A 19,490-nucleotide genomic window follows, 5' to 3' on the forward strand; every position below is an offset into this window, starting at 1 on the left:
TCAGCCCTTTCCCTGGCAGTCGCAGCTGGATTTCCCGATGCGGTAGCGTCCGCAACGGGGGCATTTCATCGCCTCGATACGTTTCTGGCCCGGAAAACGCAACTTGCCGAACATCGCAAGCACCGCCATGAAGGCCAGGAAGATCGAAACCGCCTTGAACAGCATGTCAGAGGCCAAACCGCGCGAAACCGGCGCGGTCCTCGATGGTGGTCAGGGCCTCTTCGGCAATCGACAGGCCCAGTCGGCTGGCCAGACCACGACGCTGGCCATACATGCGGAAACGCACATCCTTGCCGAAACGGGTCTTCATCACCGGCACCAGGTGACCGACCCCGTCGGCCAGCCCGTTGTCCACAGCCCCCTGACCGATCCAGACGTCTCCGGTGAACAGGTCCTCGCCATCCGGCAGTTTGCCGCCGCGACGGGTCTTCACATGGCGGATGAAGCTTTGATGGATCTGCTCCTGCAGCGCTTTCAGCCGCTCGACGTCCTCGGGGTTTTCCGGGCGGAACGGGTCCATCATGCTTTTCGATTTGCCGGCCGTATGCACACGGCGTTCGACACCCAGCTTCTCCAGCGCCTGCGGAAAGCCGAAGCCTGCCGAGATCACGCCGATCGAGCCTAGGATCGAGCTTTCGTCCACGAAAATCTCATCCGCCGCACAGGCCAGCCAATAGCCGCCCGAAGCCGCCACGTCCTCGACGAAGCCGATGACGGGAATGGATTTTTCCTCGGACAGGCGCCGGATACGGGCGGCGATCAGGCTCGACTGTGCCGGGCTTCCGCCGGGGGAGTTGATCACCAGCGCCACGGCGTCCGGCTTACCCCTGCGAAAGGCGCGTTCAATGGCCGGGGCAAGCGCTGCGTCATTGAGTTGCCCACGCGCACCAGACGCGATCACGCCCTGCAGGCGAATGACCGCGACCGTCGGGGCGGATTTCATGAAAGGGATCCAGCGTTTCATGGCCCCGACATAGAGGCCCGCCCCGCCGGGAACAAGAGCGGGGCGCGAATGAGTGCGGGGTTGTGACCGTTACGTCAGGTTCGGATCTTCCAGCCGGTGCGGAAAATCCACCAGATCGCGCCCAGACAGGCGCAGGTAAAGGCCAGAACCGCCAGCAAGGACCAGCCCACCGCCACATCCGCCTGGCCGAAAAACGCCCAGCGGAAGCCGGACACCAGGTAGACCACCGGGTTGAACAGGGTCACCTTCTGCCAGAGCTCCGGCAGCATCGAGATCGAATAGAACGTGCCACCCAGGAAGGCCAGGGGCGTGATGATCAGCATCGGCACCAGTTGCAGCTGTTCGAACGTGTTGGCCCAGATGCCGATGATGAAGCCCAAGAGCGCAAAGTTGATACAGGTGAGCACGAGGAAGCCCAGCATCCAGACCGGGTGCTGGATCGTCAGGTCGACAAAGATCGTCGAGGTCACCAGGATGATCAGACCGATCATCAGCGCCTTCGTCGCCGCCGCGCCGACATAACCGATCACCACCTCGATGAAGTTCACCGGCGCGGACAGGAGTTCATAGATCGAGCCCAGGAACTTCGGCATGTAGATGCCGAAGGCCGCATTGGTCACGCTCTGCGTCAGCACGGTCAGCATGATCAGCCCGGGCACGATGAAGGCGCCGTAGCTGACGCCTTCAACCTGGTCGATGCGCGAGCCGATGGCCGCACCGAAGACGATGAAGTAGAGCGAGGTGGACAGCACCGGCGAGATGATGCTCTGCGCAATCGTGCGGAAGGTGCGCGACAATTCAAAGCGATAGATGGCGGCGATGGCGTTCCAGTTCATTGGGCGTCCTCCGTCACGAGGGTCACGAAGATCTCCTCCAAAGAGCTTTGCGAGGTGTCGAGGTCGATCATCTTCAGACCCGCCGCGGCGACGTCCGACAACAGGCGAGTAATGCCGGTGCGGTCGGCCCCGCTGTCGAAATGGTAGATCAACCCACCGGCTTCGGTCAGCTCCAGCGGGTGGTGGGACAGGCAGTCGGGAATGCCTGTCAGCGGCTCGGACAGGTCCAGGCGCAGCTGTTTCTGGCCCATGCGGCGCATCAGGGCATCCTTTTCCTCGACCAACAGCAGTTCGCCATTGTTGATCACGCCGATCCGGTCGGCGATGGCCTCGGCCTCTTCGATGTAATGGGTGGTCAGGATGATGGTGACGCCATCCTGGCGCAGGGTCTCGACGATCTCCCACATGTCCTTGCGCAGCTCGACATCCACGCCGGCGGTGGGTTCGTCCAGGAACAGGATGCGCGGGTCATGTGACAGCGCCTTGGCGATCAACACGCGGCGTTTCATGCCGCCCGACAGCGCGCGGATGCGCTCGTTGCGTTTGTCCCAGAGGCTGAGCTGGCGCAGGATGCGTTCGATCGCGGCCGGGTCGCGCGGTTTGCCGAAGAGCCCGCGCGAGAAGGTTACGGTGTTCAGCACCGTCTCGAACGGTTCCAGCGCGATCTCCTGCGGCACCAGGCCGATCATGCGGCGCGCTGCGCGAAACTCGTCCTGGATGTCATGCCCGCCCACGGTGATCTTGCCCGAGCTCGGCATGGTGATGCCGCAGATGATCGAGATCATCGTCGTCTTGCCCGCGCCATTTGGGCCCAGCAGCGCCAGGATCTCACCTTCCTCGATGTCCAGCGACACGCCCTTCAGCGCTTCAAAGCCGCCCTCATAGGTCTTGGTCAGATCGGAAATGGACAGGATGGCTGCCATGAAGTCGCCTCGCGAATGCACCGTTTTCACAAGCTGCGCAGGGTAGCGCAAACGGGGCCGAGGGCAAGGGGGGCTGGTGACAGGGGGTGTCAGCAGGGGCGCACAGGGGCTGTGCGACGTGAAACAGCGGAGCCGCGCCAAGGCGCGGCGCATAACCAGGCCCCGGTCCTCGGCTGGCGCCTGCGGGCCGGGCCCGGCTGGCGTCTGGCCGCACGGGTATCGCCCCCGGCGCGGCGGGGTGGGGTGGCATCCGGGCCGGGCTGGGCGTAACGCCGCAAAGGGTGGGAGCCGGGCCGGGGGCGATGTCCACCCGTCAAGCCGCCTGCGCTTTTGTGCTAATATGCCCCTTGGCACCTGATACAAATCAACGCGCCCGTCCTTTCAAGGCCTTAGCCTTGCCTCATTACCGGTTCGCCGGGGCCCTTCCCCCGTGGCGAATCAGCCAGACAGGAAAGGGAACCCCATGGCATCGTCTTCACACAGCCCCCGTACTGCACTCATCTGCGGCCCCTACCTTTCCGGCAAGACCTCGCTTTTCGAGGCCCTGCTGGTCGAGGCGGGGGCCCTGCAACCTCACGCCGGTGGGCAGAGCGCCTTTACCATGGCTGACCATTCGCCCGAGGCGCTGGCCCATGGCATGTCGACCGAAATGAACGTGGCGCAGGCGCAGTACCTGGGCGAAGACTGGAGCTTCATCGACGTGCCCGGCTCGGTCGAGCTGGGGCAGGAGATGCGCGATGCGATGGATGTGGCCGACGTGGCCGTGGTCGTGGTGGAACCCGAACCCGATAAGGCCGTGACCTTCGCCGCCCATCTGAAGGCGCTTGAGGAAGCCGAGATCCCCCATGTGATCTTCATCAACAAGTTCGACCGGCACGATGCCTCGGCGCGCGAATTGATGGAAGCGTTCCAGGCGGTGTCCTCGAAACCGCTGGTGCTGCGGGAGGTACCGATCCACGAGGATGGCAAGGTGACCGGCTATGTCGACCTGGTGTCCGAACGCGCCTTCAAGTGGGAGGAAGGCAAGCCCTCGACCCTGATCAAGCTGCCCGAGGCGGTGAAGGATCGAGAGGAAGAGGCGCGCACCGAAATGCTGGAAAGCCTTGCCGACTTCGACGACGGGCTGCTTGAGAAGCTGCTGGAAGACGTCACGCCCACCACGGGTGAAGTCTATGACGACATGGCCAAGGAGCTGGCGGAAGACCTGGTGGTTCCCGTCTTCTTCGGCTCGGCCACGCAGAACCACGGGGTGCACCGGCTGATGAAATCCTTGCGCCATGACGCGCCGGATGTGTCCGCCACGGTGGCCCGCCAGGGGCTGGAGGGTGACGAGACGCGCGTGAAGGTCTTCAAGACGCTGCAGGCGGGACATGCGGGCAAGCTGTCGCTTGCACGGGTGATGACCGGCACGCTCAAGGCCGGTGACACGCTGGATGGCGCGCGGCCTGCGGGCATCAACAACGTCTTCGGTCAGAAGTTGAGCGCGGTGAATGAGGTCCCGGCAGGCGCCGTAGTGGGGCTGACCAAGCTGGACAGCGCGGTGACCGGCGATACGCTGACCAATGACGGACGCACCCCTTGCGAGCGCCCGCCCCTGCCTGCCGCTTATGCCAAGGCGATCAAGGCCGCCAGCCGGTCGGATGACGTGAAAATCTCGGACAACCTCAAGAAACTCATGGACGAGGACCGCTCGCTGTCCCTGCGCTTTGACGCGGTGAACGGGGTGCAGGTGCTGGAAGGCCAGGGCGACATGCACCTGCGCCTGTGCATGGAGCGGTTGGAAAACCGCGCGGGGCTGAAGGTCGACAGCGAGGCGCCCGAGGTCAGCTATCGCGAGACGATCCGCAAGCCTGCCGAGAAGCGTGTGCGCCACAAGAAACAGTCCGGCGGCCATGGCGAGTTCGGCGAGGTCGCGATCAAGATCACTCCAGTCGGGCGCGGCGAGGGCAACAGCTTTGCCGAGACGATCCACGGCGGGTCCGTTCCGCGCCAGTACTTCCCGGCGGTGGAAAACGGCGTGAACGACGCGCTGGCCAAGGGGCCGAAGGGCTACCCGGTGGTCGATGTCTCGGTCACCCTGACCGACGGCAAGTCGCACAGCGTCGATAGCTCGGAAATGGCCTTCCGCAAGGCCGGTGCCCAGGCGATGCGCGAGGCACTGGCCGATGCCAAACCGGTGCAGTTGGAGCCGATCAACGCGGTAACCTTCCAAGTGCCCGACCAATTCATCGCGGGCGTGCAGAAGATCGTGTCCGGGCGGCGCGGCCATATCCTGGGTTTCGACACTCGCGACGGTTGGCCCGGCTGGCAGGAGGTGCAATGCCACATGCCCGCCGCCGAGATGGGCGATCTGATCATGGAGCTGCGCTCGGCCACCATGGGGGTGGGCAGCTTCAAGTCGGAATTCGACCACCTGCAAGATATGTAGCCCGGCTCCCAAAGGAAACCGAATTGCCCCGTGACCTGTCCGGTCGCGGGGCAATTTGCATTTCTTGACCATTCTTTTCTTGAATGCTTCATTTTACGAACTATATCGGAGCAACCCAAAGAGGACATGCCATGGCCACCTGCGATTCGACCATTCTGCTGGATCCCGGCAATGACCCCGATGTGACCGCCGAAGTTCGGGCCATGATGGGCGTCTTTGCCACCTTTACCCGCATGCAGTCCTGTTTCGACGAGATGGACGGCCCCTGCGGTGACGACATGCCGGACAACCAGCGCCACCTTCTGGTCAAGCTTGATCAACCCCGCCGCATGGGGGATCTGGCGCAGGTCATGAACCAGCTGCCCAGTTCCTTGACGGCCATTGCCGACGCTCTGGAAACCCGCGGGTTGGTGATGCGTGAACGTGACCCCAGCGACCGCCGTGCCTGGCTGTTGCGCCTGACGGACGAAGGCACCGCCTTTCGCACCGACATGCTGGCGCAGGCTGGCAGCTTGTTTCGCGACGTGACCGGCCTGAATGACGACGACATCCATACGCTGGCCGACATCGGAGACAAGATGCGCCAGAACATCATGAAAAACATGCTTCAAAAAGGAGCGCCCGAATGAAAATCCTGCCTCGCGCATTTGCCCTGCTGATCGCCGCCACCCTGCCCGCCTTCGCCCAGGAAGACGCCGCGCCAGCCCCCGCCGCCCCCAAACCCGCAAAGCTGATGGAGGTTGAAGCCGGCACCGCTCTACCGACCCGTCATTTCTTTGGCCGGGTGGTTGCACGCCAAAGCGTCGACCTCGCCTTTCAGGTCGGCGGCGAGATTACCGATTTCGGCGTGATCGAGGGCCAGTTCGTCGACCGTGACGAGCTGATCGCCTCGCTCGACATGGAGCTGTTCCAGCTGCAGTTCGAACAGGCGCGGCTGCAACTTGAGCAGGCTGACCGGACGCTGGAACGCCTCAGCAAGCTGGCGGGCAACACCGTCAGCCAGGTCACCATCGACGATGCTGAGACCACCAAGCTGCTGGCGGAAGTCGCCCTGCGCCAGGCCGAATACAACATCGAACACGCCATGCTTCTGGCACCCTTCGACGGCATGGTCGCCCTGCGCCACACCGAAGAATACAATACCGTTGCCGCCGGGGCTCCGGTCGTGCGTCTGCATGACATGTCCGAGATCCGGGTCGAGATCGACGTGCCCGAGGTTCTGTTCCAGCAATCGGGCGAGGATGACGCCTTTGCCATTCTGGCCCGTTTCCCGGCCCAACCTGAACAGCAGTACCCGATGACGGTGCGTGAATTTGATGCCGAAGCCTCGGAGGCCGGGCAGAGCTTCCGCTTCACCCTGGGTATGGAGCCCGCCGAAGGGCTGGAGGTCCTGCCGGGCAGTTCTGTCGAAATCTCGGTCTCGCTGTTCTCACATGGGCAGGCGATCACCCTGCCCGCCACGGCCTTGCTGCCGGTGGGCAGTGACGGCGATCTGGCGGTCATGCTTTACGAACCCGGCGCGACGCCCGAGGAAGGCACCGTCGTGCAGCACCCGGTTAAGGTCGAGGTGAACAACCTGGGCGGCTTTACCGTGGTCGAGGGCCTGTCGGGCGGAGAAGAGATCGTCGCCACCGGCGTCGCCGCCCTGCAAGACGGCCAGGCGGTGCGCCGCTTTAACGGCTTTGCCAAGTAAGGGGCCCGACAGATGGTCAATATCGCACGCGCCTCGATCGAAAAGCCGCTTTACACGTGGCTGATCATGCTGACCTGCCTTTTGGGCGGCATCTATGGCTTCTTCAACCTGGGCAGGCTCGAAGATCCCGCCTTCACCATCAAATCCGCTGTCGTGACGACAATCTACCCGGGCGCCACCGCCCAGGAAGTCGCGACCGAGGTCTCCGAACCGCTGGAAAGCGCCATCCAGAAGATGGGCGAGCTGGACCGGATCACCTCGATCAACCGTCCCGGCTTCTCGCAGATCACCGTCGAGGTGCAGAGCACCTTTGACGGCGATGAGTTGCCCGCCATCTGGACCGACCTGCGCAACAAGGTGAACGATGCCGCCGCCCACCTGCCCTCAGGCGTGCAGGCACCGGTGGTCAACGACGGGTTCGGCGACGTGTTCGGCCTGTTCTATGCGGTCACCGCCGAAGGCTTTACCGACGCCGAGAAACACGATCTCGCCACCTTCCTGCGCCGCGAACTTCTGGCGGTGGACGGGGTGGCCGACGTAGAAATCTCCGGCCTGCCGGATGAGGCGATCTTTGTCGAACCGAACCCGACTCTGGTCGCCAACCTGGGCGTGTCGGTTCAGGCGGTCGCCGATGCGATTGCCACCGCCGACAGCGTGGCACCGGCAGGCAGCGTCGACCGCGACGGGCGCGAGATCGCGATCCTGACCCCGGACGGGTCGGACACGGTGGACGCCATCGCCGGGCTTTCGGTTGGCGTGAACGGCAACATCCTGAACCTGGTCGACCTGGCCGCAGTGTCACGTGGCCGGATCGAAGATCCCAGCACCCTGATCCGTTTCAACGGAGTCGAAGCCTTTACCCTGGGCATCGCGGGCCTGTCGACCGAAAACATCGTCGAGGTCGGCCATCGGGTCGACGCTCGCCTGGCCGAACTGTCCGCAGATATCCCCGTGGGGGTTGAACTTCTGCCGATCTATCAGCAGCACCTGGTGGTCGAGCAAGCCTCGAATGACTTCCTGGTGAACCTCGCCACCTCGGTCGCCATCGTGGTGATCGTGCTGGCTCTGTTCATGGGCTGGCGCGCGGGTGTGGTGATCGGGGCGACGCTGTTGCTCACCGTCGTGGGCACGCTCCTGTTCATGTGGCTGTTTTCGATCGAGATGGAACGTATCTCGCTGGGCGCATTGATCATCGCAATGGGCATGCTGGTGGACAATGCCATCGTGGTTGCCGAGGGGATGCAGATCGCCATGATCCATGGGCGAAAGTCCAAGGACGCCGCCGATGACGCCGCCGCCAAGACGCAGATCCCCCTGCTGGGCGCCACGGTGATCGGCATCATGGCCTTTGCGGGCATCGGTCTGTCCCCGGATGCGACCGGCGAGTTCCTGTTCTCGCTCTTCGCCGTGATCGGCATTTCGCTTCTGCTATCCTGGGTGCTGGCCATCACCGTTACCCCTCTGCTGGGCCATTACCTGTTCAAGCAGGGCAACCTGAAGGATGGCGAGGACGCCTATGGCGGGTTCTTCTTCCGCATCTACAAGGGCAGCCTGCGCCTGGCACTGCGGGCGCGCTTGCTGGTCGTACTGATGCTCATCGGCATCACCGTAGCCTGTTACGCGGGCTTCGGGCTGATGAAGCAGCAGTTCTTCCCGAACTCGAACACACCGCTCTTCTTCGTGCATTACAAGCTGCCACAGGGCACCTCGATCCACACCACGTCGGACCACCTGAAACTGTTCGAGACCTGGCTGGCAGAACGCGAGGACGTGGTGTCGGTCGCCAGTTTCGTGGGCCAGGGCGCAACGCGCTTCATGCTGACCTATGAAAGTGAACGGCCGAACCCCTCCTACGGACACCTGATCATCCGTACCGAGCATCGTGACGACATCCCTGCGCTGCAGGCAGACCTGGAGGAATTCGGCCGCGCCGCCTTCCCCGAAGGCGAGTTCCGCACCAAGCGGCTGGTCTTCGGCCCCGGTGGCGGCGATCCGATCCAGGTGCGGTTCTCCGGGTCGGATCCGGACGTGCTGCGCGAGCTGGCCGCCAAGGCGCAGCAGGTAATGGCCGCGGCTTCGCCCAACGTGCTGGACCTGCGCACCAACTGGCGGGAACGCGAACTGGTGGTCAAACCGATCTATTCCACCCAACGCGCCCAGCGCGCGGGCGTGACCCGGGATGACGTGGCCCAGATCCTCGAGTTTTCGACCGACGGGTTCCGGGGCGGCACATTCCGCGAAAACGAGCGCCTTATCCCGATCATCATCCGGCGCCCGCAGAACGGCGGCAACCTGATGGATCAGCAGGGCTATTCGGCCCTGACCGGCGAACAGATCCCGATGGAGCAGCTGATCGAAGGGTTCACCTACGAGGTGCAGGACACCTTGGTGCATCGTCGCAACCGCCTGTCGACCATCTCGGTCGGGGCGGACGTGCCCGCCGATATGACCGCCGCTTCGGTCTTCTCCGAGGTACAGGCGGCGGTCGAGGCGATGGACCTGCCCGTCGGCTACCGCATGGAATGGGGTGGTGAGCATGAGAGCTCGTCGGACGCGAACGAAAGCCTGGGCAAGCAGTTGCCGGTGTCACTGTTGATCATGGTGCTGATCTCGATCCTGCTGTTCAACGCACTGAAACAGCCGATCATCATCTGGCTCCTGGTGCCGATGAGCGTGAACGGTGTGGTCCTGGGCCTGCTTGGCACCGACCTGCCCTTTACCTTCACCGCGCTCCTGGGGATGCTGTCGCTGTCGGGCATGCTGATCAAGAACGGCATTGTCCTGGTCGAGGAGATCGACCTGGTATGCGAAGAGGGCCTGCCGCTGACCGAGGCCGTGGTGAAAGCGTCGGTGTCGCGTTTGCGTCCGGTGTTCCTGGCCGCCGTGACCACGATCCTCGGCATGGCACCCCTGCTGGGCGACGCCTTCTTCCGCTCGATGGCAGTGACGATCATGGGCGGTCTGGCCTTCGCCTCGATCTTGACCCTGGTGGCGGCGCCGGTGCTGTATCATCTGTTCTTTGCCAGGTCCGAACGGCGCGCCCTGGCAAAGAAAGCCAAGACCGAACCAACTCCGGCCTAAGGCGACAAAGGGGCCCCGCGGGGCCCCTTTTCAGTTGCGTACGAAGTCCAGCCAGTTGGCCAGTTCACGCGCCCGGTTGGGGGGCGCCAATTCCGCGGGCGAGCTGCCCAGCCGCCGGGCCGCATCCGCGTCCTCCTCTGCCTGTTCCAAGGCCTCGAGGTCCGCCAGCCGATCCTGAAACAGCCCATAGCCACGCAGCCCATCCGCCACCGACCGCGGCGACATCTCAGGGTGATACTGCGTGCCCCAGAACCGCACACCGCCCTGCTCATAGACCATCGCCTGGACCGGGGAATGATCGTTGCCGGCCAAAAGCTGCGCACCCTCCGGCAGACGCTGCACTTCGTCGCGATGCAGGCAGGGCGCCGCGAACCCCGCCGCGCGGCCCGCCATCATCGCATGACCCGCGCCCGCGTCGGTCAGGGTCATATCCCGCGCCAAGCCCAGCTCCTGGCCCTTGGGCGAGGCCCCAACGGCACCGCCCAGCACCAGGGCGGCCAGCTGTAGCCCGTTGCAGGATCCCCAGATCGGAGCGCCCGCACCCAGGGCCAGCTCCATCGCATCGCGTAAGGGCGCGGCCTCGGGCGCATCCACAGACCAATTTACGCCTGAGCCGGTAAAGATAATGCCATCGACACCCTCGACTTCCTCCAACGGCGCCTCATAGGGGGCGACGATCCGGGTGCCGATACGCGGGTCCAGCGCCGCCAGAGTCTCGACAAAGGGCGTGGCCGCCAGCCGTCCGGCGGTGATCTCGGGCGAGTTGCTTTCGACGATCAGGATCGTGCACGGGGGGTGGGGTGCGGTCATGGCGGGCCTCCTCGGGCCAGCCTGCCCCCCGCGCCCCATGCAAACACGCTTGCACGCGGCAGGAACCTGTCAGTTCACGACAAAGATCAGCCCTTGCCCGCCCGATACCAGGCATCGATCAGCGCCCGTTCCCCGGGCTCCATCCAGCTGACATTCGCAGGCGGCATGGCGCTGGTGCGTGCCGATTGCATCCAGATCTGATGCGCCGCGCCCGCGATTTCCTGCGGGGTTTCCAGTAGGATGCCCTTGGGCGCGGTATGAATGCCGTCATATCCCGGCTCGCGCGCATGGCACATCGAACAACGGCCCTGCACGAGGTATGTCACCTCTTCGAACTCCGGCAGGCCCGCAAAGACCTGTTCCGCCGGGGTAAAGGGCCGCGCTTCAGCCGCCTCCAGGTCTTCATATTCCGGCGTGCCCACCGACGAGAGATACACGATGGCCGCAAACAGCGCCGCCGTCACCGCCCAGGTCCACCACAGGTTCCCCTTGCGCGCATGATGTGTGTTGAAGAAATGGCGGATCGTGACCCCCATCAGGAAGACCAGCGCCGCGATCAGCCAGTTGTACTGCGTCGCAAAGGCCTGCGGCGCGTGGTTCGACAGCATCAGGAACACCACCGGCAGGGTCAGGTAGTTGTTGTGGGTCGATCTGAGCTTGGCAATCTTGCCGTACTTCCCGTCCGGCGTGCGCCCTGATTGCAAGTCCTTCACCACGATGCGCTGGTTCGGCATGATGATGAAAAAGACATTCGCGGTCATGATCGTCGCAGTGAAGGCGCCCAGGTGCAGCATCACCGCACGGCCCGTGAAGATCTGATTGTAGCCCCAGCCCATCGCCACCAGCAGCGCAAACAGCAACACCATCAACAGCGTCGGGTTCTCCGCCAAGCCCGATTTGCACAGGGTGTTGTACACGATCCAGCCGATGGTCAGCGAGCCCGCCGAGATCGCAATCGCCTGCCACGGGGCAAATTCCACCTTGGATGCGTCGATCAGGTACAGCTCCGCCCCGCCCCAGTAGACCAGCGCCAGCAGGGCCGCGCCCGACAGCCAGGTCGAATAGCTTTCCCATTTGAACCAGGTCAGGTCGTGCGGCATGCGGTTGGGAGCAACCCCGTATTTCTGGATGAAATAGAACCCGCCGCCGTGAACCTGCCATTCCTCGCCGGTAATGCCCGAACGGCGGTCGGTCGAGGGGCGCAGCCCCAGGTCCAACGCGATGAAATAGAAGGACGAGCCAATCCAGGCAATCGCCGTGATCACATGCAGCCAGCGCACCGCAAAGGACGCCCAATCCCAGAAAAAGGCAAATTCGATCATTCGCGTGTCTCCTTCGAACCGGACCAAGCTAGCAAACGGCGCATTTCACATGTATTCCTGAAAAGATCGCAACTCTTTCAAACAAAGCCAAACAATTAATCATGGCCTACCTCGACAATATCCGGACTTTCATAAGAGTCCATGAACTGGGCTCCATGTCCGCCGCCGCGCGTGATCAGCGAATTTCGGCGGCTGTGGCCTCGGCCCGGATTGCGCAGCTTGAGGAACACCTGAACGTGCGCCTGTTCCAACGCACCACGCGGTCGCTGACCCCAACCGAACAGGGCGAGATCTTCTATCGCGGCGCCTGCCGGATCGTACAGGCGATCGACGAGGCCGAGGCCGAGATCACCCAGGTGACGAACCAGCCGCGCGGCACGCTTCTGGTCGCCGCACCCCTGGGGTTGGGACGGAGGCTACTCGCCCCCTTGATCCCTGAATTCAAACGGAAATATCCGCTGATCAACATTCGCCTGCGCCTGTCGGACCGCAAGCTGGACCTGTCCGCAGAAGGCATCGATGTCGAGTTCTTCCTGGGCCTGCCCGAGGATAGCGCCCTGCGCATGAAGAAGATCGCCGATTGCCCGCGCATCCTCTGCGCCGCGCCGGAATACATCGCGAAACGAGGCCTGCCGCGCGCGGCCGCCGAACTGACCGATGGCACCCAGGACTGTCTGAACCTGCGCTACCCCGGCGCGCCCGAATTCCAGTGGCTGCTGACCGGCCCCGACGGCCCACGCCGCGTACCCGTCACCGGCCCCCTGGAAAGCGACGATGGCGACGTGCTGACCGGCTGGGCACTGGAAGGGCAAGGCATCGTATTGAAGCCGGTCTTCGAGGTCGCCGAACACCTCGAAGATGGCCGCCTGGTCCCGGTGCTGGAGGCGGAGCCGCCCGTGCCCGTGCAACTGGCCTGCCTCTACACGCACCTCAAGCGACAGGACCCGAAGACCCGGTTGTTCATCGAGTTCATGGCCGAGCGTCTACGCCCGCTGGTCTCGGCCAGTTACGAGCCGCGATAGGTGGAATAGCCGTAGGGCGACAGCAGCAACGGCACGTGGTAGTGGTCGTCTTCGGACATGCCGAAGCGGATCGGCACCTGGTCCAGAAACAGTGGCTCCGCCCCCGCCTGGCCGGTGGCGCGCAGATAATCCCCCGCAAAGAAGATCAGCTCGTAGGTTCCGGGCTTGAAGTCGCCCTCCGGCAGGATCGGCACATCGGTGCGCCCGTCCGCATTGGTCACCGCCTCGGCGATCTTGCGATGCGAGTTGCCGCTGACACGATAAAGCAGGATCTTGATCCCCTCGGCGGGGCAGCCCCGCGCGGTGTCCAGCACATGGGTGGTCAGAAATCCGGGCATGGGCGCCTCCTCTTTTCATCGGTTCTGCCGCAGAAAGGGGCTGCACGCGCCCCGGGCATTTGCGAATAATCCTTCAGGATTTTCTTGAAGGTCCGCAAGATGATGATGCGATAGCCTTCCCGGAACAAGGAGCAAAGCGTGACCCGATACCCCCGAGACATGCGTGGCTACGGTGCGACGCCCCCGGACCCGAAGTGGCCCGGCGGGGCGAAGATCGCGGTGCAATTCGTGGTGAATTACGAAGAGGGCGGCGAAAACTGCGTGCTGCATGGGGATGCGGCGTCCGAGGCCTTCCTGTCCGAGATCGTCGGCGCCGCCCCCTGGCAGGGCCAGCGGCATTGGAACATGGAATCGATCTATGAATACGGCGCGCGGGCCGGGTTCTGGCGGCTGCATCGGCTGTTTGGCGAAATGGAGATCCCCGCCACGGTCTACGGCGTCGCCACCGCCTTGGCGCGCAGTCCGGAGCAGGTCGCGGCCATGCAGGAGGCCGGGTGGGAGATTGCCTCTCACGGGCTCAAGTGGATAGAATACAAGGATTTTTCGCCGGAGGACGAGCGCGCCCACCTGCAAGAGGCCATCGCGCTGCATACCGAAGTGACGGGCAGCCGCCCGCTGGGCTGGTACACCGGACGCTGCTCCGTGAACACCGTGGACCTGGTCAGTGAAGAGGGCGGGTTTCTTTACGTGGCCGACAGCTATGCCGACGACCTGCCCTATTGGCACGCGCATGACGGCGGGCATCAGCTGGTGGTGCCCTATACGCTCGACTGCAACGACATGCGCTTTGCCACGCCACAGGGGTTCAACGCGGGCGATCAGTTCTTTGCCTATCTGAAGGACACGTTCGACGCGCTTTATGCCGAGGGGCAGGCGGGCGCGGCCAAGATGATGTCGGTGGGGCTGCATTGCCGCCTGGTCGGGCGGCCGGGGCGGGTCATGGCGCTGCGTCGCTTCATGGACTATGCGCGCGGGCATGACGGCGTCTGGTTCGCCACCCGCGAGGAGATCGCGCGCCATTGGCACGCAAACCATCCGCCGGTCGACCGCTCACGCCCCTCCAACATGGGGCGCGCGGCCTTCATGGAGGCCTATGGCGGCATCTTCGAGCATTCCCCCTGGGTGGCCGAAGGGGTCTTTGGCGCCGAACTCGGCCCGGCCCATGACAGCGCGGGCGGGTTGCACAATGCCATGTGCCGTGCCTTCCGTCGGGCCTCAGAAGAGGCCCGCCTGGGCGTGTTGCGCGCCCACCCGGATCTGGCGGGGAAACTCGCGCAGGCGGGGCGTTTGACTGCCGAAAGCACCTCGGAACAGGCCAGCGCCGGGCTGGACATGCTGACGGACACGGAACGCACGGCGTTTACCGAGATGAACGCGGCCTATGTCGAGAAACACGGCTTTCCCTTCATCATCGCGGTGCGTGACAACGACAAGGCGTCTATCCACGCGGCAATGGGGCGGCGGCTGGGCAATGACACCGCCACCGAGTTTTCCGAGGCCTGCGCCCAGGTCGAACGTATCGCCTGGTATCGGTTGAAAGACCTGCTGCCGTGAGCCGCCAGATTACAGCCCAGCCCCTGACGGCCGCCGATTTCGCTCCATACGGCGACGTACTGGATGCCGTCGGCGCCCCCGACAAGATGATCAACGAAGGCATGTGTGGCCGTCACCACGACCGCGCCAGGCTCGATTTCACCGACGGGCGCGCGGGCGTGTCGATCTTCAACGCCCAGCCCCGCGCCCTGCCCTATGACTTCGACCTGGTCGAGCGTCACCCCGAGGGCTCGCAATGTTTCGTGCCGATGACCCAGGCGCCGTTCCTGGTCATCGTCGCCCCGGACGAAGGCGGCACACCCGGCACACCCCGCGCCTTTCTGACCGCCCCCGGCCAGGCGGTGAACTTTCACCGCGGCACCTGGCACGGGGTTCTGACGCCGCTTTCCGCCCCGGGCCTCTTCGCGGTCGTGGACCGCATCGGCCCCGGCGCGAACCTGGAAGAATACCGATATGAGGAGGGTTTCACCGTAACCCAGACCTGAGCCCGATCCGCCGACAAGAGCCGGACGGGGACCATAGGACAGTGAGAAAAGGGAGGTTCACACATGTCTGACAACCTGATCGGCACGCCAGCCCAACTGGCGGATCCGAATTACACCCCGGCGCTTGGACGCGCCATTCCGCTGGGCATCCAGCATGTGCTGGCGATGTTCGTCTCGAACGTCACACCAGCGATCATCGTCGCGGGGGCGGCGGGCTTCGGTTTCGGCTCGAACAGCCCGGATTTCCCCGAACTTCTGTACCTGATCCAGATGTCGATGCTGTTCGCGGGCATCGCGACGCTCTTGCAAACCATGGGGCCGGGGCCGATTGGCGCCAAGCTGCCCATCGTGCAGGGGACGAGCTTTGCCTTCATCCCGATCATGATCCCGCTGGTGGCGGGCAAGGGCGTGGACGCGCTGGCCGCACTCTTTGGTGGCGTGATCATCGGCGGCATTTTCCACGCGGCCCTGGGCCTGGTCATCGGTCGCATCCGCTTTGCCCTGCCGCCGCTGGTAACCGGGCTGGTGGTCACCATGATCGGCTTGGCGCTGGTCAAGGTCGGCATCCAGTACGCCGCAGGCGGCGTGCCCGCCATCGGCACGCCGGAATATGGCTCGCTTGGCAACTGGATGATGGCGCTGGTGGTGATCCTGGTCACGCTTGGCCTGAAATTCTTCACCAAGGGCATGCTGTCGATCTCGGCGGTGCTGATCGGGCTGATCGTGGGTTATCTCTATGCCCTCGTCTTTACCGACGCGGTCACAGCCCAGAGCATCGCCACCAGCTGGTCGCGCGCCGCCGCCTTCGCCCTGCCCGAGCCCTTCAAATACGGGTTCGAGTTCAGCCTGGCCGCCGTCATCGGGTTTTCCCTGATGGCCTTCGTCTCGGCCGTGGAGACCGTGGGCGACGTGTCCGGCATCACCAAGGGCGGCGCAGGCCGCGAAGCCACGGAGGATGAGATCGCAGGCGCCACCTATGCCGACGGGTTCGGCACAGCGATTGCCGGGCTGTTCGGGGGCTTTCCGAACACGTCCTTCAGCCAGAACGTGGGCCTGATTGCGCTGACCGGCGTGATGAGCCGCCACGTCGTCACCCTGGGCGCCCTGTTCCTGATCCTCTGCGGGCTGGTGCCCAAGGTCGGCGCGCTGATCCGCACCATCCCCATCGAGGTGCTGGGCGGCGGCGTGATCGTCATGTTCGGCATGGTCGTGGCGGCGGGCATCTCGATGCTGTCGGACGTGGCCTGGAACCGGCGCAACATGGTGATCTTCGCGATCTCGCTGTCGATCGGCCTGGGCCTGCAACTGGAGCCCGGCGCGGTGCAACACCTGCCCGACACGGCGCGCATCCTGATGACCACGGGCCTTCTGCCCGCCGCGGCGTTGGCGATCGTGCTGAACCTGGTGCTGCCGCAGGAACTGCCGGAACGCGCGACCGAGGAGCTGTCCGGCACCTTTGCGGGGAAACAGGACGGGTGAAGAACGGGGGGGCGGGGAAACTCGCCCCCCCAATATGCCAGTCGGGCGCTCGTCGCGGTGAGTTCCCAGAACAATCGCCTGATCCGCTCAGTTTGCCGTCAGGAACTGCCCAATGGCATCCTCGGCACCAAGCTCGCTCCGCCCGAAACGGCACAGCTGCGCGCTGTTGTCCGGATCAATCTGCCTTGCCAACAAGCTCTGCCGACCGGCTTGCCGTAATACAATATCCGCAACACCTTCTGCTTGCGCAATCCGTTGTCGGATTTGGCGATGTTCCCTGCCGCTTCCGGTGCGAGCACACCAATGCCCTGACACTCCGACGCAAGAAGGGAAGCGGCCATGTATTGTCCGACAAAGACATCATACCTGTTTTGCGCGCTGGCCATTGAGGCCGAGGCACCGAGAATGAAAAGGGCCAGGAAGTGGGTTCGAATTCGCATGGTTCAATCTTTCGGAGTTCACTGTGAAATACCGCGCGCCTATATCTGCCGAACAGAAGCAAACCATCGGTCGTTCGGCAACCCCGCACTGCGCGACACTCCGATTTTCCAAGAAAATCGGCCATCGCCCCGCAGGTGAAAATTATTGAATAATTTTCGGTGGCGCGGCGGTGGCCTCGCTTCGCTCGGTATCACGCGACTAGCACGGTCGCGTGGGCGTATCCTTCACCGCCGAGGCAACACCATCTGCCTGTTCACATCCTTGTAGAGCAGATACCGAAACTCCCCCGGCCCACCGGCATAACACGCCTGCGGGCAGAAGGCGCGCAGCCACATGTAGTCGCCGGCCTCGACCTCGACCCAATCCTGGTTCAGGCGATAGACCGCCTTGCCCTCCAGCACATAAAGCCCGTGTTCCATCACATGGGTCTCGGCAAAGGGAATGACCCCGCCGGGCTGAAAGGTGACTATGTTGACATGCATGTCGTGGCGCAGGTCCTCGGGGTCGACAAAGCGCGTTGTGGCCCAGGCGCCGTCGGTGTCGGGCATGGGCGTGGGGTCGACATCCGCATCCGAGGTCACGAATGCCTCTGGCACCTCCAGCCCTTCGACCGCCTCATAGGCCTTGCGGATCCAGTGGAACCGCGCAGGCGCATCGCCTCGGTTCCAGACCGACCAATCGGCACTCGGCGGCAGGAAAGCGTATCCGCCCGGAGCCAGCTGATGGGTTTCATCGCCGATGCGCAGCTCTGCCGTGCCATCGACGACGAAGATCACCGCCTCGGCGCCCGGATCCAGTTCCGGCCGGTCGCTGCCGCCCCCCGGCACCAGCTCGGCGATGGCATGGGAGAACGTCTCGGCAAAGCCCGAGAGCGGCCGGGCGATAACCCAGAACCGCGCGCCTTCCCAGAACGGCAGGGCCGAGGTCACGATGTCCGAGAACGTGCCCTTCGGGATCACCGCATAGGCCTCGGTGAACATGGCGCGGTCGGTCAGGATCTGGTCCTGCGGCGGCAACCCGCCTTCGGGGGCGAAATATCGGCGTGTCATCACGGCTCCTCGAACTTGGCTGGTTTTAAAAGACCCGCTTGGCCGGGGCTTGCCAAGGCCAAAGCACACAGGCAGGGGCAGAGGCACCTATCGGCAAAAGCTGAAAACGGGCCCTGTCCAGGCACCCCTGCCCGGCTTGCGTCAGCAAGACGGGCCACGCCCAACGGGCGGCAAGACCCCGAAGGGGCGTAGCCGGGCGGCGGGAGCCCACCGTTTGTGGGGCCGACTTGTGGGACGGGCGGGCCGACGACATACTCAATTGCCTTGGCCCGCCCCCTCGTGCCTTAGCCACGGGCCAGCAAGCCTTTCGGCACAGCGTGTCCGGCCGGCCCGGCAGGTGGCCAAGGACCTCTGCCCATCGCAACCACCTTTCCAGACCAGGGCTGGCAGCCGACCTGGACCCCGCGACGAAACGGGGCGACGTGGATCAGAACTCCACGCCCTTCTGCGCCTTGATGCCATCGCGGAACGGGTGTTTGACCATGGTCATCTCGGTCACCAGGTCGGCGATCTCGATCAGCTCTTCCTTGGCGTTGCGCCCGGTCAGGATCACATGGGTCATCTCGGGTTTCTCGTCGCGCAGGAAGGCGACGACCTCGGCAATGTCCAGATAATCGTACCGCAGCGCGATGTTGATCTCGTCCAGCAGAACCATCTGGATCTCAGGCGTCAGGATCATCTCCTTGGCCTTTTCCCACCCGGCCTTGGCGGCGGCAATGTCACGCGACTTGTCCTGGGTCTCCCAGGTAAAACCCTCGCCCATCGCATGGAACTGGCAAAGGTCCGAGAAATTTTCTTCGATCAGGGTCCGTTCACCGGTCTGCCAGCCGCCCTTGATGAACTGCACCACCGCCGAGGGCATGCCGTGGGCGATACAGCGCAGGATCATGCCGAAGCCCGAGCTCGACTTGCCCTTGCCGGGACCAGTGTGCACGATCACCAACCCCTTCTCGCCGGTCTTGGTTTCCATCATGCGGTCGCGTGCGGCCTTTTTCTTGGCCATCTTTGCAGCGTGGCGGGCGTTATCGTCGGTCATGGGCGGCCTCGTGTCCTGTCTGGTCGGAA

18 protein-coding genes are annotated in these 19,490 nt (G+C 64.0%); 8 read left to right on the forward strand and 10 right to left on the reverse strand.

The annotated features are described in order from the left end of the window. The 4 genes from ACO07D_RS04245 to ACO07D_RS04260 form a co-directional block, all read right to left on the reverse strand. On the reverse strand, positions 1–165 hold the full coding sequence (locus ACO07D_RS04245; RefSeq protein ID WP_421701714.1) for a hypothetical protein: 165 nt from the start codon (positions 163–165) through the stop codon (positions 1–3). 1 nt (position 166) lies between these two features. Next, on the reverse strand, positions 167–964 hold the full coding sequence (locus tag ACO07D_RS04250) for a S49 family peptidase (RefSeq protein ID WP_421701715.1): 798 nt from the start codon (positions 962–964) through the stop codon (positions 167–169). A gap of 74 nt (positions 965–1,038) precedes the next feature. Then, positions 1,039–1,800 carry an ABC transporter permease gene (locus ACO07D_RS04255; RefSeq protein WP_421701716.1) on the reverse strand — a complete coding sequence of 254 codons (762 nt, stop codon included), beginning with the start codon at positions 1,798–1,800 and terminating at the stop codon, positions 1,039–1,041. After that, complete coding sequence (locus tag ACO07D_RS04260) at positions 1,797–2,723, reverse strand: ABC transporter ATP-binding protein (protein ID WP_421701717.1); 927 nt, start codon at positions 2,721–2,723, stop codon at positions 1,797–1,799. Before ACO07D_RS04260 ends, ACO07D_RS04255 begins: the two co-directional genes overlap by 4 nt. A gap of 463 nt (positions 2,724–3,186) precedes the next feature. Between ACO07D_RS04260 and ACO07D_RS04265 the strand changes: the two genes are divergently transcribed. From ACO07D_RS04265 to ACO07D_RS04280, 4 genes are all read left to right on the forward strand, one after another. After that, positions 3,187–5,151 carry an elongation factor G gene (locus ACO07D_RS04265; protein ID WP_421701718.1) on the forward strand — a complete coding sequence of 655 codons (1,965 nt, stop codon included), beginning with the start codon at positions 3,187–3,189 and terminating at the stop codon, positions 5,149–5,151. A 131-nt stretch (positions 5,152–5,282) separates the two neighbouring features. Continuing rightward, positions 5,283–5,780 carry a MarR family winged helix-turn-helix transcriptional regulator gene (locus tag ACO07D_RS04270; protein WP_421701720.1) on the forward strand — a complete coding sequence of 166 codons (498 nt, stop codon included), beginning with the start codon at positions 5,283–5,285 and terminating at the stop codon, positions 5,778–5,780. After that, positions 5,777–6,844: an efflux RND transporter periplasmic adaptor subunit gene (locus ACO07D_RS04275; protein ID WP_421701721.1), complete on the forward strand. Its 1,068-nt coding sequence runs from the start codon at positions 5,777–5,779 to the stop codon at positions 6,842–6,844. The genes ACO07D_RS04270 and ACO07D_RS04275 overlap by 4 nt, the downstream gene beginning before the upstream one ends. Before the next feature lie 12 nt (positions 6,845–6,856). Beyond that, positions 6,857–9,925: an efflux RND transporter permease subunit gene (locus ACO07D_RS04280; RefSeq protein WP_421701722.1), complete on the forward strand. Its 3,069-nt coding sequence runs from the start codon at positions 6,857–6,859 to the stop codon at positions 9,923–9,925. Between the two features lie 30 nt (positions 9,926–9,955). On the opposite strand, the gene ACO07D_RS04285 is transcribed toward ACO07D_RS04280, so the two are convergent. Together ACO07D_RS04285 and ACO07D_RS04290 are read right to left on the reverse strand one after the other, a co-directional pair. Then, on the reverse strand, positions 9,956–10,735 hold the full coding sequence (locus ACO07D_RS04285) for a type 1 glutamine amidotransferase (protein ID WP_421701723.1): 780 nt from the start codon (positions 10,733–10,735) through the stop codon (positions 9,956–9,958). Positions 10,736–10,821: 86 nt separating this feature from the next. After that, entirely contained in the window at positions 10,822–12,057 is a 1,236-nt protein-coding gene (locus ACO07D_RS04290; RefSeq protein WP_421701724.1) for a urate hydroxylase PuuD, read from the reverse strand. A 101-nt stretch (positions 12,058–12,158) separates the two neighbouring features. Here ACO07D_RS04290 and ACO07D_RS04295 point away from each other — a divergent pair, with 101 nt between their 5' ends. Further along, positions 12,159–13,079 carry a LysR family transcriptional regulator gene (locus ACO07D_RS04295; protein ID WP_421701725.1) on the forward strand — a complete coding sequence of 307 codons (921 nt, stop codon included), beginning with the start codon at positions 12,159–12,161 and terminating at the stop codon, positions 13,077–13,079. On the opposite strand, the gene uraH is transcribed toward ACO07D_RS04295, so the two are convergent. After that, positions 13,064–13,417, reverse strand: coding sequence for a hydroxyisourate hydrolase (uraH, locus tag ACO07D_RS04300; RefSeq protein ID WP_421701726.1), 354 nt, complete (start codon positions 13,415–13,417; stop codon positions 13,064–13,066). The two genes, ACO07D_RS04295 and uraH, sit on opposite strands and share 16 nt — an antisense overlap. Positions 13,418–13,555: 138 nt before the next feature. On the opposite strand from uraH, the gene puuE reads away from it, so the two are divergent. The 3 genes from puuE (at position 13,556) to ACO07D_RS04315 (ending at position 16,935) form a co-directional block, all read left to right on the forward strand. Then, positions 13,556–14,971 (forward strand): allantoinase PuuE, encoded by a 1,416-nt coding sequence (gene puuE, locus ACO07D_RS04305; RefSeq protein ID WP_421701727.1) that lies wholly within the window; start codon positions 13,556–13,558, stop codon positions 14,969–14,971. Then, the gene (locus ACO07D_RS04310) at positions 14,968–15,456 is read left to right on the forward strand and encodes an ureidoglycolate lyase (RefSeq protein ID WP_421701728.1); all 489 of its coding nucleotides are present in this window, start codon (positions 14,968–14,970) and stop codon (positions 15,454–15,456) included. Before puuE ends, ACO07D_RS04310 begins: the two co-directional genes overlap by 4 nt. 63 nt (positions 15,457–15,519) lie before the next feature. Then, the gene (locus ACO07D_RS04315) at positions 15,520–16,935 is read left to right on the forward strand and encodes a uracil-xanthine permease family protein (RefSeq protein ID WP_421701729.1); all 1,416 of its coding nucleotides are present in this window, start codon (positions 15,520–15,522) and stop codon (positions 16,933–16,935) included. Positions 16,936–17,022: 87 nt separating this feature from the next. On the opposite strand, the gene ACO07D_RS04320 is transcribed toward ACO07D_RS04315, so the two are convergent. The 3 genes from ACO07D_RS04320 to cobO form a co-directional block, all read right to left on the reverse strand. Continuing rightward, positions 17,023–17,250: a DUF5333 family protein gene (locus tag ACO07D_RS04320; RefSeq protein WP_421701730.1), complete on the reverse strand. Its 228-nt coding sequence runs from the start codon at positions 17,248–17,250 to the stop codon at positions 17,023–17,025. Positions 17,251–17,600: 350 nt separating this feature from the next. Next, entirely contained in the window at positions 17,601–18,425 is an 825-nt protein-coding gene (locus ACO07D_RS04325) for a bifunctional allantoicase/(S)-ureidoglycine aminohydrolase (RefSeq protein ID WP_421701731.1), read from the reverse strand. A gap of 427 nt (positions 18,426–18,852) precedes the next feature. Beyond that, on the reverse strand, positions 18,853–19,461 hold the full coding sequence (cobO, locus tag ACO07D_RS04330) for a cob(I)yrinic acid a,c-diamide adenosyltransferase (RefSeq protein ID WP_421701732.1): 609 nt from the start codon (positions 19,459–19,461) through the stop codon (positions 18,853–18,855). Positions 19,462–19,490: the final 29 nt, after the last annotated feature.

This window comes from Aliiroseovarius sp., from assembly GCF_965228805.1.
GTDB lineage: Bacteria > Pseudomonadota > Alphaproteobacteria > Rhodobacterales > Rhodobacteraceae > JASBTN01.

Coding starts and splice junctions, on each gene's coding strand:
- ACO07D_RS04325 (WP_421701731.1), bottom strand. CDS start 18,425: ATGACACGCCGATATTTCGCCCCCGAAGGCGGGTTGCCGCCGCAGGAC.
- ACO07D_RS04265 (WP_421701718.1), top strand. CDS start 3,187: ATGGCATCGTCTTCACACAGCCCCCGTACTGCACTCATCTGCGGCCCC.
- ACO07D_RS04290 (WP_421701724.1), bottom strand. CDS start 12,057: ATGATCGAATTTGCCTTTTTCTGGGATTGGGCGTCCTTTGCGGTGCGC.
- ACO07D_RS04260 (WP_421701717.1), bottom strand. CDS start 2,723: ATGGCAGCCATCCTGTCCATTTCCGATCTGACCAAGACCTATGAGGGC.
- ACO07D_RS04255 (WP_421701716.1), bottom strand. CDS start 1,800: ATGAACTGGAACGCCATCGCCGCCATCTATCGCTTTGAATTGTCGCGC.
- cobO (WP_421701732.1), bottom strand. CDS start 19,461: ATGACCGACGATAACGCCCGCCACGCTGCAAAGATGGCCAAGAAAAAG.
- ACO07D_RS04245 (WP_421701714.1), bottom strand. CDS start 165: ATGCTGTTCAAGGCGGTTTCGATCTTCCTGGCCTTCATGGCGGTGCTT.
- ACO07D_RS04275 (WP_421701721.1), top strand. CDS start 5,777: ATGAAAATCCTGCCTCGCGCATTTGCCCTGCTGATCGCCGCCACCCTG.
- ACO07D_RS04250 (WP_421701715.1), bottom strand. CDS start 964: ATGAAACGCTGGATCCCTTTCATGAAATCCGCCCCGACGGTCGCGGTC.
- uraH (WP_421701726.1), bottom strand. CDS start 13,417: ATGCCCGGATTTCTGACCACCCATGTGCTGGACACCGCGCGGGGCTGC.
- ACO07D_RS04280 (WP_421701722.1), top strand. CDS start 6,857: ATGGTCAATATCGCACGCGCCTCGATCGAAAAGCCGCTTTACACGTGG.
- ACO07D_RS04295 (WP_421701725.1), top strand. CDS start 12,159: ATGGCCTACCTCGACAATATCCGGACTTTCATAAGAGTCCATGAACTG.
- ACO07D_RS04315 (WP_421701729.1), top strand. CDS start 15,520: ATGTCTGACAACCTGATCGGCACGCCAGCCCAACTGGCGGATCCGAAT.
- ACO07D_RS04285 (WP_421701723.1), bottom strand. CDS start 10,735: ATGACCGCACCCCACCCCCCGTGCACGATCCTGATCGTCGAAAGCAAC.
- ACO07D_RS04270 (WP_421701720.1), top strand. CDS start 5,283: ATGGCCACCTGCGATTCGACCATTCTGCTGGATCCCGGCAATGACCCC.